Source organism: Paractinoplanes toevensis (assembly GCF_018332695.1).
Taxonomy (GTDB): Bacteria; Actinomycetota; Actinomycetes; order Mycobacteriales; family Micromonosporaceae; genus Actinoplanes; species Actinoplanes toevensis.
This window is the reverse complement of record NZ_BOQN01000047.1, coordinates 53,605-67,743: the sequence shown is the minus strand read 5'-3', so window position 1 is coordinate 67,743 and position 14,139 is coordinate 53,605. Positions and strand designations below refer to the sequence as shown.

Genomic DNA, 14,139 nt, shown 5'->3' with positions numbered 1-14,139 from the left:
CGGCCCGAGTGGCTGCTGCTGGAGATCACCGAGAGCCTGGTGCTGCACGACGCCGAGCAGGTCTGGCAGGACCTGCGTGAGCTGCGGGCGATGGGCGTACGGATCGCGATCGACGACTTCGGCACCGGTTACTCGTCGCTGAGCTACCTGAGCCAGATGCCGGTCGACGTCCTCAAGATCGACAAGTCGTTCATCGACGACATCCTGCACAGCGGTCAGCAGATGGCTCTCGTCGAGACCATCGTCAGCCTGGCCCGCACCCTCGACCTCGACGTCGTCGCCGAGGGCATCGAACTCGACGGGCACCGGCAGGCGCTCGTCGACATGGGCTGCCCGTACGGCCAGGGCTACCTGTTCTCCCGGCCGGCCACGGTCGACGAAATCGGCCAGTGGCTGGTCGCTTACCCCGCACACCGATAGATAAGGATCCCTGATGTCCCTCGCCCCCCTCACCGGTCTCGACTACGTCCAGCGCGAAGGTCGCTGGGCGGATCTGGAGCGGCTGCGTAGCGGCAACCCCATGTACGACGCCACCATCGAGGAGATCAAGGGCCGCCGGATCCGCGTCGGCGACCACTGGCTCGCCGACTTCGCCTCCTGCAACTACCTCGGCTTCGACCTGGAGCCGGAGATCATGGCGGCGATCGAGCCCGAGGTACGCCGCTGGGGCACGCACCCGAGCTGGTCGCGGCTGCTCGGCAACCCCTCGCTCTACCCGCAGATCGAGGAGCGGCTGACCGCCCTGCTCGACGCGCCCGACACGCTGGTGCTGCCCACGATCACGCACATCCACATGTCGGTGCTGCCGATCCTGGCCGGCAACGGGTTCATCTTCCTGGACTCGCAGGCCCACAAGACCATCTACGACGGCAGCATGTACGCCCGCGGGCTCGGCGCCACCGTGCAGCGCTTCCGCAGCAACGACATCGAGCACCTGACCACGCTGCTGCGCCAGGTGCCGGCCGGGGTGCCGAAGATCATCGCGATGGACGGCGTGAACAGCATGACCGGCAACGCCCCCGACATCGCCTCGTTCGCGAAGGTGGCCCGCGAGTACGGCGCCCTGCTCTACGTCGACGACGCGCACGGCTTCGGCGTCATCGGCGAACGCGGACCCCACGAGACCTCCCCGTACGGTCTCAAGGGCAACGCGATCGTCAAGTACTGCGGCGAGAGCTACGACAACATCGTGCTCGTCGGCGGCTTCTCCAAGTCGTACTCGTCGCTGCTCGCCTTCCTGGCCCTGCCCACCTGGCTGAAGAACCACCTGAAGGTCGCCGCCCCGCCGTACCTGTACTCCGGGCCCGCGCCGACCGCGTCGCTGGCCACCGTGCTGGCCGGCCTGGACGTCAACGAGAAGCGCGGTGACACCATCCGCGCCGACCTGTTCCGCAAGAGCATGAAGGTGCTCGACCACGTGCGCGGCCTCGGCGTGTTCACCCCGAACACCGGGAACACGCCGGTCATCGAGCTGCCGCTGGCCGCCGGTGAGGACATCGACGTGGTCGGCAAGCTGCTCTGGGACCGCGGCGTCTACGTCACGCTGGCCGCGTACCCGCTGGTCCCGCGCGACCAGGTCGGCTTCCGCGCCCAGGTCACGGCGGCCAACACCGACGAGGAGATCGACGAGTTGAACGCCGTCATCACCGAGCTGGCCACCATGGGCAAGCTCCGCCTCCAGTGAGCCCCCTGGCGCCGCTGCGGCACCGGCAGTTCCGGCTGCTGTGGACGGGGATGAGCGCCTCCCTCATCGGCGACGGCATGCTGCTGGTCGCGCTCGCCTGGCAGGTCTACGACCTGTTCGGCGTGCCGGCCGCGATGTCGGCGGTGGGGGTGGCGCTGACCCTGCCGCAGATCGCCACGCTGCTGCTCGGTGGGGCGATCAGCGACCGGTTCGACCCGCGCAAGGTCATGCTGCTCTCCGACCTGATCCGCGGCCTGATCATGGCGGGCGTCGCGACCCTGGTGCTCACCGGGGCGCTGACCTCACTGTGGATGCTGCTCGGACTGATGGTCGTCTACGGCGCCGGGGCCGGCTTCTTCGGGCCGGCCTTCGACGCCCTGGTGCCGCGGCTGGTGCCGGAGGAGGACCTGGTCGCGGCGAACGCCCTCGATCAGTTCATGCGGCCGGCCGCGGCCCAGATCTTCGGGCCGATGCTGGCCGGCGGGGTCATCGCGGTCGCCGGGGCCGGGTGGGCGATAGCGTTCGACGCGGCCACCTTCGCCTTCTCCACGATCTGCCTCCTCGCGGTGGGCCGGACCCGCCCGATCGAGGCCCTCGAGGACGACTCGTCGGGCTCGCTGCTGCGGGACATGAAGGAGGGAATCGGGTACGTCCGGCAGCACATCTGGCTGTGGGGCACCTTCCTCTCGGCGACCTTCACCTACCTGCTGTTCGTCGGGCCCACCGAGGTGCTGCTGCCGTACATGGTGAAGACCGAGCTGGGCGGCAGCGCCACCGCGCTGGGCCTGGTGCTGACCTCGGGCGGGCTGGGCGCGATCGCGGCGGCCCTGCTGATCGGCTACATCGGCATCCCCCGCCGGTTCATCACCTACACGTACGGCACGTGGGCGATCGCCACCCTGGCCGTGGCCGGCTACGGCGCCGCCACCTACACGTGGCAGCTGGCGCTGGCCTGCGTGCTGGTCAACGGCCTGGAGGCGGCCGGAACGATAGCCTGGGCCACCACGAAGCAGACGTTCGTGCCGAGCCACATGCTGGGCCGGGTCTCCAGCGTCGACTGGTTCGTCTCCACCGCCCTGCTCCCGCTGTCCTACGCCCTGGCGGCACCGATCGCCGGCTGGATCGGGGTACGCGAGACGCTGCTGGGCGCCGGCCTGCTGGGTGCCGCCGTGACGTTCGGCTTCCTGTTCCTGCCCGGCATGCGCGGCCCGGAACGGCGGGCGGCCGCCTACCAGGGCCGGCACTCGGCCGAGAACCGCCAGTTCGTCGAGCATCTGAAGCCACAACTGGAGAAGGTGCCCGCATGACCGAACCGCTGGACGCCGTGAACGACCTGAACAACGCCTTCGTCGCCCGCGACCTGGCCGCCGCCCTGGCCTGCTTCGCGCCCGGCGACGACATCGGCTACGCCGGGTCGGAGAAAACGGAGACCGCGTCGGGCCGGGCTGCCGTATCGGCCCTGCTGGGCGCGCTCTTCCTGAGACCCGAGGCGTACGGGTGGAGCACCCGTTCCGCCACCGTGCACCGATACGGCTCGCAGGCATACGTCTTCGCCGAGGCCAACGGCGTAGTCCACACCGACACCGGCAAGACCGAGAACTTCCCCTACCGAGTGGCCGGCATGGTCGAACTGACCGACGGCCGCTGGCGCTGGCGCCACTGCCAGGGCAGCGAGCCGACCTAACCCGAGTTTGCGTGGGCTCGGGGGCGGGCGTAGATCTCCAGTTCGGTGGTGCACAGGTCTTCCAGGTCGTGGTCCACGTAGTCGGGGTGGATCGGGAAGCCTCGCTCGACCGCGGCCACCGAGCGCTCGTCCACCGTGCGCAGGCGGCGTTCGATGGCGAAGCCCGCGTCGGTGAACAGGCGTTCCAGGTCGGGGGCTCGCAGGCGGTTGCAGTAGGAGAACTCGTTGCCGCCCACCCTCTGCCACTCTCGCTCGGAGAAGCGCAGGAAGTTGATTCGGGTGATGGTGGCGTCCTGGTGGGCGAAGTGGTCGCTCGGGTCGATCAGGTGGGCGGCGAAGCCGGTCGGTTTCAGCACTCGGCGGGCCTCGGCCAGGATCGCGGCGATCGCCGGTGGGGTGACGTGTTCCAGCACGGTCATCGAGAAGCTCAGGTCGAACGTGTCGTCCTCGTCGGGCATCCGGGCCGCGTCGCCGGGTGCCGCGTAGTGCACGTTGAGCGCCTGCAGGTCGTAGGGGCTTCCGCTGGGCAGGCTGTCCAGGGCGGCCAGCCGCTCGTTCAGCACCGAGGGGTCTACCAGGCCGTCGTAGAGTTCGGCGATCCGGTCGGATGCGTCGATCATCCGGCGGATCATCGCGGTGGTCAGCTCGGTGTCGAGCCGGCGGTGCAGATCGACGGTGACCACCTCGTCGGCCCCGAGCAGGAAGAAGGCCAGGGGCGCGATGGGCAGGTGGCCGGTGCCGACCTCCAGGCAGCGGGCGCCCTCGGCGCGGAAACCGAGGTCGGCCAGGCGGCGCAGCATGGCGGCGTGCTGGGGCAGGCGCTTGAACGGGTCGGGGTTCAGCCGGCCGTAACGCCGCTGGATCTGCCGGTAGAGGATGTCGCCGCCGGGCAGGAGCGCGCACGCCTTCTGGATCTTGGCCTTATGGGTCCAGCGCATGGCGCATTTTATCGCCTTTTGCGGCTTTCGGCGGCGCTTCGGCGGCGCTCGGTCAGCCGCTTGACCTTGACGTTCGTGCCGCAGTCGTCCATCGAGCACCAGCGGCGCGACCGGTTGCGGCTGCGATCCAGGAAGAGGAAGCCGCAGCCGCCCTCCTCGGGCGGGCAGGTGCGCAGTTTGGCCAGGTCGGCGTGTTGCAGCAGGTCGACCAGGGCCACCGTCAGGCGGTCACCGAGCATGGTCTCCGGATCGCGGCCGACGACCAGGGTGGCGCCGGGGTCGGCCGGGCGCAGCTCGGAGCGGCCGATCGCCTCGGCCCAGCGGGCGGTGAGGGTGTCGAGCCTGCGGCCGGCCAGGGTCTCGCCGACCAGCGCGCGCAGCCGGAGCACCTCGGCGAACGTGTCCCCCGGTGACCGCTCGACCTGCTCGGCCTCCGCCTCGGTCAGCACCTCGACGCGCTGCGCCCAGGCGAGCACGGCGGGCAGGCCGGGCAGGAACTCCTGATCTGCGGTGGCCGTGTTGGCCAGGTCCAGGGCCAGGTGACCGCCGACGATGCGCAACATGATTCCACCATACCTTTCTTTGGTGGTAGCGTCGACGGCATGCGGTCCTGGACTGTCCTCGTGGCGCTCGCCGCGTCCACATTCCTCTACGTCACCATCGAGACCCTGCCGATCGGGCTGCTGCCCGAGATCGCCGGCCAGCTCGGCACCACCACCGCCGCGGTCGGCCTGCTGGTCACGGCGTACGGCCTGATGGTGGTGGCCGCGACCATCCCGCTCACCCTGCTCACCCACCGGTGGCGGCGGCGCCGCCTGCTGGTCGCCCTGCTGCTCGCGGCCACCGCCGCGACCGCGCTGTCGGCGCTCGCGCCGAACTATCCGGCGCTGCTCGCCGGGCGGGTGGTGACGGCGCTGAGCCAGGCGCTCTTCTGGGCGGTGGTCACGCCGGCCACGGCGGCGATGTTCCGGCCCGCGGTGCGCGGCCGGGCGATCTCCATTCTGTACGGGGGCAGCTCGGTCGGCCCGCTGCTCGGCGTCCCGGCCGGCACCTGGCTCGGGCAGCAGTTCGGCTGGCGGGTGCCGTTCCTGGTCCTGGCCGGGCTCGGGCTGGCGATCTCGGCGGTGATCGTCACGCTGATGCCCGACCAGACCCCCGGCACCAGCGACACCGAGCGGGGTTCGGCCCCGGACGCCCGCGCCTACCGCAACCTCGTGGTGACCGTCGCGGTGCTGGTGACCGGGGCGTTCGTCGCGTTCACCTGCATCAGCCCGTTCCTCACCGAAGCGAGCGGGCTGTCCGGCCGGGCGGTCAGCGCGGTCCTGCTGCTGCGCGGCATCGCCGGGCTGGTCGGCGTGATCGCCGCCGGGCTCGTCCCGGCCCGGCACACCGGCCGGGCGATGACCGTCGTCATCGGGGTCCAGGCGGTGGCGCTGACCGCGCAGTGGGCGGGCAGCGCCATCCCGGTGATCTCGATCGCGGCGGTGGCGACGGCCGGCTTCGCCCTGTCGGCGATGACCGCGATCCTCGCCGTCCGGGTCCTCGAGGTGGCACCGGGCCGCACCGACCTGGCCGGCGCGGGCTCGTCCACCGCCTTCAACGTGGGGATCACGGCCGGCGCCCTGATCGGCAGCCAGGTGCTGGCCGGCGGCACGGTGCGCACGTCGGCGCTGCTGGCCGCCGGCATCACGGCGGCGGCGCTGATCATCGCCCTCGCTCGGCCGAGAGGTGACCGGCCGCGTGCTCAGCTGAAGTCGGGGACCGCTCCGCGGGAGGTGTCCGAGCGGCCTTTGGGCTCCTCCCACTCCTCCTGACGGCCGAGCGCCGTCATGTCGAGAATTCCGTAGGAGTCGCCGGCCTGCTCGGTACCGCGGGCGAACGTCGAATACGTGTGGAAGACGTCGTCGCCGACCCGCAGGAAGCAGCTCATGCCCGGCTGCTCCATCGGCTGGTTCGCGGTGTCCAGGGTCCAGCCCAGGCCGGCCTCGCGCAGTTCGTCCGGGCCGCGGTAGTTGAACTCGACCGGCCGCACCGACACGTCCAGGGTCACGTGGAAGTCGTAGTTGAAGTCCGAACCGAACGACGAGTGGAACGGGATGGTCCAGCCGCGCTTGGCCCGGTATTTCTCGAGTTTCGCGAGCGGGGCGCGGGCCACCACGGCGTACACCGTGCTGCGGGCCCGCAGGTGCCGCAGCAGCCCGTCGGAGATCTCGTCGACGGCGGCCGTGCAGCTGCCGCAGCCGTCCTCCCACTCCGGGTCGAACATGAAGTGCTGCACCACCAGCTGGCGCTGCCCGTCGAACAGGTCCCGCAACGTCACCGGGCCGGCCGGCCCGTCGAAGCGGTACTCCTTGTCGACCCGCACCATCGGCAGCATCCGGCGGCGGGTGTTGAGGGCGTCCTTGGCCCGCACCGCCTCCTTCTCGCTGACCAGCAGTTCCCGGCGGGCCACCAGCCACTCGTCGCGGGACACGATCTCCGGCAGATTGTTGTCCGTCATGCCAATACAGACCGGCGCGCGCCCGCCAACTCATCGGTGGTTGCGTTTGCCCGCACAATGAGGGAGTGACCGGGAACTGGATACCGGAAGTAGGCGTCACTCCCGTGCCCCGGGGGTGGCAGGCGGTGCGCCGGTTCGACCGCGAGACCGGCGAGCCGGTCATCCTGATGCGGATGAACCCGATCCGCCGGTGGCTGACCGCGGTCGCCGCGGCCGCCGGCGTGGTGTTTCTCTGGTGCTGGTTCTTCTACGCGAGTCGCGACCTCATCGTGATCGGGACGCTGATGGCGGCGAGCGGGGCGTTCGGGACGGCCGTGCTGACGCTGACCCAGGACGGTTTCACCGTCACCCCCGGCCGGTTGCGCTGCGGCCGGGTGTGGGTGGCCAGCGGAAACTGGCGCGGCCGGGTCTCGGACGCCGCCGACCTGGAGCTGCAGGCGCAGGAGAGCGACAACATCACCAAACTTCACCTGTACGCGAACCACCGCGACGGCGGCCGGGACGAGATCTTCGTCGACGACGAGACCGGCCGGGTCGCCCGTCCCTTCGCGGCCTGGCTGTCGGCGGTCGCGCACATCCCGGTCAATGCCGGTGGTGCTTCTTGACGAACGTGTAACCCGGCTCCAGCGGGGCGTCGATCTGCTCGCTGTCCAGGGCTCGCTGGTATTCGGAGAGCTGTTTCTCGGACGGTTGGGCGCCGGGTGGCAGCTTGCGGACGAAACCGTGGACCCAGTGGTCGCGGCGGTCCGTGGCGCCGGGTGGCTCGGCCGGCTCGACCAGCGGCGCGTAGAACAGCATCTCCACCGGGTCGGCGCCCTCCACGGCCGGGAACGACGAGTCGCCGCTGCCGGTCACCCGGGTGACGTAGCCCTCCCGGATCAGCTGCTCGACGGCGTTCTTGAGCAGGAACGCACCCTTCGCGCCCCGGCCCAGACCGGCTTTCCCGGCCACCTTGGCCTCGGCGAACACCGCGCTGCCGTCGTCGAAGACCCAGCCGTGCTTGCACACCGCGTGCAGCACCCGGCTCCAGTTCGAGGTGCCGGCCTCGAACTCGCGGGTGACGACCTTCGGGTCGTACTCGTGGAAGTAGTCGACCCCGTCGACCGACACCGGTTCGTCCAGCGGCGTCGTGTGCGCCACGACCGTGTTGTCGGCGGCGTGCCAGACGACCGTGACCCGCACGCCGGGCCGCAGATCGCCGGGCCAGACCACGCCGGTGAACTGGCCGTCGCGCAGCGACGTCTCGAACACCTCGCGGGTCGCGGTGACGCCGTGGACGCGATGCTCCAGCACCACCGGCACCACGTCGAGGTGCCGCAGGTTGTCGACGCACTCCTCGGGCGCGGCACAGACACTGCCCTGCAGATCGGCCCGCCACAGGGCGAAGCGCCGGGTCGCCGTCCTCATCACCGAACCTTAACGAAATGCCACAGCACGACGGCGGGGACTCCGGCCGCGGCGGCGGCGATGGCGGCCGGCGCGAGTGCCATCAGTGACCAGGGCCAGGCATCCCAAGGGCCGGTGGTGAGGTCCCCGGCCAAGCCGTCGGTGACCTCGCCGGCCGGAGAGCGGGGCTCCTCCAGGCGGCGTAGCTCCAGGCCGAGCGGGAGGGCGGCGTTCAGGTAGTCGGCGGCCCGGTGCCGGTAGGACGGGATCAGCTGCGGCTCGCCGTCGGCCGAGCGCACGTGCGGCACCGAACCGAGCGTCACCCACTCGTGGTGGATGTCGGTGACGATCAGGTGGCCGCCCGGCCGCAGCACCCGGGTCAGCTCGGCGAAGGCCGGGCGCAGGTCGGGCAGGTGGGCCAGGGCGAGCGCGCACACCGCCACGTCGACGTGGTCGTCGGGCAGCGGCAGCCGGTCGAGGCCACCGGCCCGGAAGTCGCCGTCCGGCACCCGCCGGCGGGCGTGGGCGAGCATGTCCGGGGAGCTGTCGACGCCGATCACCCGATGGCCGCGCTCCGCGAGGTAGGCCGCATGCCGCCCGGTCCCGCAGGCGGCGTCCAGCGCGACCCCGGGCGGCAGCGCGTCGACGATCTCGTGGACGAACGGTTCCTCGACCGGAAAGAGGCCGTTCCCCGGCTGGTCGTAGGTCTCCGACCAGACGCGGTAGCCGGCCACGGTGTCGACCGTGGACACCTCGACACCGGCCGCGACCAGGTCGAGCAGCCGCCGGATCTCCACGACCCGGGCCTCGGCGAACGCCCGGTCGTGGTCGCCGTAGTAGGACCGCAGCAGCGCGATCCCTTCGATCCCCAGCAGATAGTGCAGGGGATGCTGATAAATCATGGCATGTCCAGGATGTTGTAGCGGGCCATGATCGCGGCCCGGCGCTGCCGATTCACCGCGGTGACCCGCCGCGCCACGAACAGCCCGTCGATCAGCGTCCACACGCCGAGGCCACCCAGCGTGAACAGCATCGCCACCGACCGGCCGGTGTCACCGAGATAGAACCGATGACCCCCGAAAATGCCAAGAAAGACCCAGATTGTGTACGCCGCCCGGCGGTCCTTCTTCACCGACGAGAACTCCGCCTCGGCCCGCAACACCCGCAGCCGCTCCCACTCGGGCAACTCGACGGGCTCGGAAGCACTCACGGGACGAAACGATAGCCCGGGGCCGACCGGCCCCGGGCACCTCGTCGGGTCAGCCCAGCTTCAGGTTCAGCTTCTTGGCGCCCTGGGCCGGGATCGCCACCTTCTTGGCCGAGTCGATGTCGGCGGCGTCCTGATACCAGCCCTGGGCCGACGGGCCGGCCTCCTGGTAGTAGCTCCAGTCGACCTTCACCTTTTGATCCCCGGCCAGGGGCAGCTCGTACGACCCGCCCGGGCCCGCCGTTGAGGAGTCGAAGGTGCCCATCTGGTCGCCGGTCACCGCGTTGAACGCGTGGATCCGCCAGCCGGCGACCGGCGAGGTCACCTTGCCCTTCAACGACGCGGTCGTGCGCGGGGTGAAGTTGTAGGTGGTACTGCCGCCGGCCACGACCGGGACGGTCTCGGCCTGGAAGCGGTTGCCGGTGTGCCCGGACCACTCGCGCGGATAGTTGCCGGCGCCGAACAGCAACGGCCAGCCGTACGGTCCGAGCTTGTCGATCGTGTAGACGCCGTGCTCGTCGGTGGCGGTGTCCCAGCTCGGCCCGGCATCGCCCCACGCGCTGTAGGCGACGTCGACGTCGGCGAGCGGCGCACCGGCCGCGTCCGACACCACGCCGGTGATCTTGCCGGGCTTGTCGAGCAGGACGCCCGGCGCCGCGATCGTCCGGCCGGCCTTCACCTTGATCCGGGCCGCCGCCTTCTGGTCGCCGGTGCCACCGGCCGCGCCGACCCACTGGTGGCCGTAGCCGGCCGGGGCGACCGCGAACATCTCGTACGTTCCGGTGGCCAACGTCTCCGTGGTGACCTTGCCGGTGGCGTCGGTGCAGTTGCCGTAACCGTCGCCCAGGCCGCCGTGGCCCAGCACCAGGAAGACGCCGCAGGCCCGCCGCACGGCCGCGCCGCTGGTGTGGTCCTTCGCGGTGAACGAGACCTTGCCGCCGAGGACGAGCCGCACGGTGGCGGTGGTGGTCTGCTTGGTGGCGACCGTTACCGACTGGGAGTCCGACCGCAGATAGTACGAGTCCGAGTCGGGCGTGGCGGACAGGTTGTAGACGCCGCCGGCCAGGTCGTCGACGGTCACCGAGCTGCCGGTGGTGCAGCCGTCGGCACCCATACCGGTCGGCAGGTCGGCCCACACACAGAAGTTGCTGACCGGGGCGCCGGTGGTCGCGTCGACCGCGTTGACCACCAGCGTGCCGCCGCTCAGCCAGGTGTCGTCGACGGTCACGTCGCCGCCGGACCGCACGTCGATGACGGTGGCGTCCGCCTCGGTGTCCTTGCCGTACGCCCACTGGGTGCGCTGAGCGGTGGGGCTGCGGAACGAGACCCGGTAGCCGCCCGGCTCGATGCCGCCGACACTCCAGGTGCCGTCGGCGGCGGTGGTTCCGTAGTAGTTGAGCCCGTGGTCCTGGTCGTCGGTGAGGATCTCCACCGCGAACCCGGACTTGGCCGTGCCGTCCTCGCCGACCAGCCGGCCGTGCAGCGTGGCCGGGGCGATCTGGGAGTCGTCGACGGTGGTCGGCTCCCCGGCCGTGACCGTGAACCGGGTCGCCTGCTGCTGGCTGCGCACACCGGGCACCCATTGCCGTTCCTGGCCGTCGGCGTCGAACGCCACGGTGTAGCCCTCACCCGCGATGACCTCGCCGAACGTGTAGCGGCCGTCGGCGTCGGTGACGTTCCAGCCGGTCTGCTCGTCGCCGCGGAACAGGCTCACCCAGACGTCGGCCAGCGGGGATCCGTCGACCTTGGTGAGTCGCCCGGACATCGTGCCGGTGGGCAGCTTGGTGTCATCGACCGTGGTGGTCTGCCCGGCCGCGACGGTGTAGACGGCGCCGTCGGCCTCGCTGACCGACCCGACCGCCCACTGCTTGGAGCCATCCCAGTTGAAGCCGATCTTGTATGTGCCCGGGAAGACCGGGATCGACCAGTCGCCGGAGTCGACGGCGTAACCACCGACCGCCGCGGGCTGGTCGACGCCGGTCGCGGTCACGTTGAAGTACGGCGGGTTGTCGGTGAGGTGGCCGGCGATGGTGCCGGTGGCCGGCTGGCGCTCGTCGACGGTGAGCGACCCGCCCGACGCGAGCTGGTAGACGGTGGCGTCGGCGCTGTTGCGCTTGCCCGGCGACCACTGCTGGAGGTTGTTGATGTCGAACTGGAGCTTGATGCCACCGGCCGGCAGATCGGTGAACTGGTAGTGGCCCTGACCGTCGGTGTACGCCCAGGCCAGCCACTCGTCGTCGGCGGTGTAGGCGGTGACGTAGGCGTCGGCGATCGGACCGTCGTCGATGGTGGTGAAGTCGCCCTGGACCGTGCCACCGGCCGCGGCCGTCGCGGGCGCTGCGAGAGCGCCCGCGAGGACCAGACCGGCGACGACGGCGTAGCCAAGACGAGTCAGTCGATTCCTGCTCATCGTTTCCCCCGGGTATCAGTTCAGGGTGAGATCGAGGCTTGCGGTGTCCTCGGCCGGGACGGCGACCGGGGTGTCGTAGGTGCCGTTGCCGTGCACCGTGTCGGTGTCGTACGACCAGTTCAGGTTCACCGTCTGCGCACCGGTCAGCGGCATCCGGTACGTCCCGCCCGGCCCGGCCGCGTAGCTGTCGAACGAGCCCATCACGTCGCCGGTGACCGCGTTGAACGCGTGGATCCGCCACTGTGCGGCCGGCGCGGCCGGGACGGTCACCGTGCCGGCGAGCGCCGCCGACGTCCGTACGGTGAAGTTGTAGGTGGTCGCGGTCCCGGCCGTGACCGGGACCTTCTCCGCCTCGAACCGGTTGCCGGTGTGCCCCGACCACTGCCGTGGGTACTCGTTGTTGCCGAACAGCAGCGGCCACTGGTACGGCCCGAGCCCGGTGATCAGGTAGGCACCGTTCGAGCCGGTGCGGGTGCCCCACGACGGCCCGGAGTCACCCCACGCGCTGTAACCGACGTAGACGCCGGAGAGCGCGGCGCCGGCCGGGTCGGTCACCACCCCGCTGATCGTGCCCGGCTTGTCGAGCCGCACGGCCGGGGCGGTGACCGTCCCGCCCGCCGTGACCGTGATGCGGGCGGCCGCCTGCTGGTCGCCGGTGCCGCCGTCGGTCCCGACCCACTGGTGGCCGTACGCGTTGCTCGGGGCCACCGCGAACAGCTCGTACGTCCCCGGGGCGAGGGCCGCGGTGACGACCTTGCCCTGGGCGCCGGTGCAGTCGCCGTACCCGTTGGGCAGGCCGCCCCGGCCGAGCACCTGGAGCATCGGGCAGACGTCGCGGACGGCCTTGCCGGTGGCCCGGTCGGTCGCGCTGACCGAAACCTTGCCGCCCTTGGTGACCGGCACCGAGATCGTGGTGGTGGTGCCGACCGCCAGCGTCACCGGCACGTTCCTGGACTGCAGGTAGTACGACGTGCTCGCGGGCGAGACCAGTGCGGTGTAGCTGCCGGCCGGCAGGTCCCCGATGGTCACCGAACTGCCGGTGGCGCAGCCGCTGCCGTCGGTCGGGGTGGCGACCCAGACGCAGAAGTCGCTGACCGGCGCGCCGGTCGCCGCGTCCACGGCGTTGACCACCAGGGTCGCGCCGGGCACCCAGGTGTCGTCGACAGCGGCGTCCTGGCCGGGCTCGACGGTGATCACGGTGGCCTCGTCCTGGGTGTTCTTCCCGTACGCCCACTGGGTGCGGCTCCAGTCGGGAGTGCGGAAGGAGACCCGGTAGTCGCCGGGCAGCACCTTCGGCACGCTCCACCGGCCGTCGCTGCCGGTGGTCGCCGAGTAGGAGACGCCGCTGCCGAGGACCTCGACCTCGTACCCCACCTTGGAGGTGCCGTCGGGGTCGGCCAGTCGGCCGTGCACGGCCGACGGTCCGAGCATCACGTCGTCGGCCGTGGTCGTCTCGCCGGCGACCACGGTGAACCGGCGGGCCTTGGCCGGGTCGAGCGTTCCGGCGATCCACTGGACGGTGTCGTCGACCTCGAACGACACCGTGTATCCGTCGCGGGCGAGCGCCTCGCCGAACGAGTAGGTGCCGTCGGCGCCGCTGAGGACATAGCCGAGTTCCTCGTCGCCGTGGTGCAGCGTCAGCCATGCCTCGGCCAGCGGCGAACCGTCGGCCTCGGTGAGCCGGCCGGAGAACGTCCCGGTGGGCAACCTGGTGTCGTCGACCGCCACGGTCTGCCCGGCCGCTACCGGGTAGGTGGCCGCGCCGGCCGCGGTGGCCGACTGCACCGCCCACTGCGTCACCGCGTCCCAGCGGTAGCTCACCCGGTAGGTCCCCGGGAACACGTCGATCGCCCAGTCACCGTTCTCGTCGGTGTAGCCGCTCACCTGGTCGACGCCGCCGACCACGACCACGCTGGTCGGCGGCCCGTCGAGGTGGCCGCCGAGCCGGCCGGTGGGCAGTTGCTGCTCGTCGACGGTCAGCGTGCCGCCCGCAGTGATCCGATAGTTGGTGGCCTCGGCACCGGTCCGCTTGCCGGGCGCCCACTGCTGGCGGCCGGAGTCGTCGAACTGGATCCGGACCCGGCCGGCCGGCACGTCGGTGATGACGTAGTGGCCGAGCTCGTCGGTGCCGCCACCGGCCAGCCAGGCGCCGCCGGGCGAGTAGGCGTTCACCGACGCGTACGCGATCGGCTGGTTGGTGCTGCTGGTGAAGTCGCCCTGGATCGTGCCGCCGGCGGCGGCCGACGCGGGTGCTGCGAGAGCACCTGCGGCGACCAGGCCGGCGAGCACGGCATAGCCAAGACGAGACAGCCGGAAGCTGCTCATCGATT

At 71.1% G+C, this 14,139-nt stretch carries 14 protein-coding genes; 6 read left to right on the top strand and 8 right to left on the bottom strand.

Annotated features, from left to right (window positions below):
- From Ato02nite_RS15950 to Ato02nite_RS15935, 4 genes are all read left to right on the top strand, one after another.
- On the top strand, positions 1–420 hold a 420-nt coding region (locus Ato02nite_RS15950), incomplete at its 5' end, for an EAL domain-containing protein (RefSeq protein WP_213007300.1).
- Positions 421–433: 13 nt separating this feature from the next.
- Positions 434–1,684 (top strand): aminotransferase class I/II-fold pyridoxal phosphate-dependent enzyme, encoded by a 1,251-nt coding sequence (locus tag Ato02nite_RS15945; protein ID WP_213007299.1) that lies wholly within the window; start codon positions 434–436, stop codon positions 1,682–1,684.
- On the top strand, positions 1,681–2,991 hold the full coding sequence (locus tag Ato02nite_RS15940; protein WP_213007298.1) for an MFS transporter: 1,311 nt from the start codon (positions 1,681–1,683) through the stop codon (positions 2,989–2,991). The genes Ato02nite_RS15945 and Ato02nite_RS15940 overlap by 4 nt, the downstream gene beginning before the upstream one ends.
- On the top strand, positions 2,988–3,368 hold the full coding sequence (locus Ato02nite_RS15935; RefSeq protein ID WP_213007297.1) for a nuclear transport factor 2 family protein: 381 nt from the start codon (positions 2,988–2,990) through the stop codon (positions 3,366–3,368). The genes Ato02nite_RS15940 and Ato02nite_RS15935 overlap by 4 nt, the downstream gene beginning before the upstream one ends.
- Here Ato02nite_RS15935 and Ato02nite_RS15930 read toward each other — a convergent pair.
- Both Ato02nite_RS15930 and Ato02nite_RS15925 read right to left on the bottom strand, forming a co-directional pair.
- On the bottom strand, positions 3,365–4,306 hold the full coding sequence (locus Ato02nite_RS15930) for a class I SAM-dependent methyltransferase (RefSeq protein WP_213007296.1): 942 nt from the start codon (positions 4,304–4,306) through the stop codon (positions 3,365–3,367). The genes Ato02nite_RS15935 and Ato02nite_RS15930 overlap by 4 nt on opposite strands.
- Before the next feature lie 8 nt (positions 4,307–4,314).
- The gene (locus tag Ato02nite_RS15925) at positions 4,315–4,869 is read right to left on the bottom strand and encodes a CGNR zinc finger domain-containing protein (protein ID WP_213007295.1); all 555 of its coding nucleotides are present in this window, start codon (positions 4,867–4,869) and stop codon (positions 4,315–4,317) included.
- Positions 4,870–4,908: 39 nt separating this feature from the next.
- Between Ato02nite_RS15925 and Ato02nite_RS15920 the strand changes: the two genes are divergently transcribed.
- Positions 4,909–6,120 carry an MFS transporter gene (locus Ato02nite_RS15920; protein ID WP_213007294.1) on the top strand — a complete coding sequence of 404 codons (1,212 nt, stop codon included), beginning with the start codon at positions 4,909–4,911 and terminating at the stop codon, positions 6,118–6,120.
- Here the strand turns inward: Ato02nite_RS15920 and Ato02nite_RS15915 are convergent.
- The gene (locus Ato02nite_RS15915; protein WP_213007293.1) at positions 6,051–6,806 is read right to left on the bottom strand and encodes a DUF899 domain-containing protein; all 756 of its coding nucleotides are present in this window, start codon (positions 6,804–6,806) and stop codon (positions 6,051–6,053) included. The two genes, Ato02nite_RS15920 and Ato02nite_RS15915, sit on opposite strands and share 70 nt — an antisense overlap.
- 65 nt (positions 6,807–6,871) lie before the next feature.
- Here Ato02nite_RS15915 and Ato02nite_RS15910 point away from each other — a divergent pair, with 65 nt between their 5' ends.
- Complete coding sequence (locus Ato02nite_RS15910; protein WP_213007292.1) at positions 6,872–7,411, top strand: hypothetical protein; 540 nt, start codon at positions 6,872–6,874, stop codon at positions 7,409–7,411.
- Here Ato02nite_RS15910 and Ato02nite_RS15905 read toward each other — a convergent pair.
- From Ato02nite_RS15905 to Ato02nite_RS15885, 5 genes are read right to left on the bottom strand one after another with little or no spacing between them, the layout of a single operon-like run.
- A complete protein-coding gene (locus Ato02nite_RS15905) occupies positions 7,389–8,213 on the bottom strand; it encodes a hypothetical protein (protein WP_213007291.1) in 825 nt (274 codons plus the stop codon). The genes Ato02nite_RS15910 and Ato02nite_RS15905 overlap by 23 nt on opposite strands.
- Entirely contained in the window at positions 8,213–9,094 is an 882-nt protein-coding gene (locus tag Ato02nite_RS15900; RefSeq protein ID WP_213007290.1) for a class I SAM-dependent methyltransferase, read from the bottom strand. The genes Ato02nite_RS15905 and Ato02nite_RS15900 overlap by 1 nt, the downstream gene beginning before the upstream one ends.
- A complete protein-coding gene (locus Ato02nite_RS15895; RefSeq protein ID WP_246607027.1) occupies positions 9,091–9,402 on the bottom strand; it encodes a TM2 domain-containing protein in 312 nt (103 codons plus the stop codon). Before Ato02nite_RS15895 ends, Ato02nite_RS15900 begins: the two co-directional genes overlap by 4 nt.
- 49 nt (positions 9,403–9,451) lie before the next feature.
- Entirely contained in the window at positions 9,452–11,809 is a 2,358-nt protein-coding gene (locus tag Ato02nite_RS15890) for a carboxypeptidase-like regulatory domain-containing protein (RefSeq protein WP_213007289.1), read from the bottom strand.
- Positions 11,810–11,824: 15 nt separating this feature from the next.
- Positions 11,825–14,134 carry a carboxypeptidase-like regulatory domain-containing protein gene (locus Ato02nite_RS15885; RefSeq protein WP_213007288.1) on the bottom strand — a complete coding sequence of 770 codons (2,310 nt, stop codon included), beginning with the start codon at positions 14,132–14,134 and terminating at the stop codon, positions 11,825–11,827.
- Between the last annotated feature and the right edge of the window lie 5 nt (positions 14,135–14,139).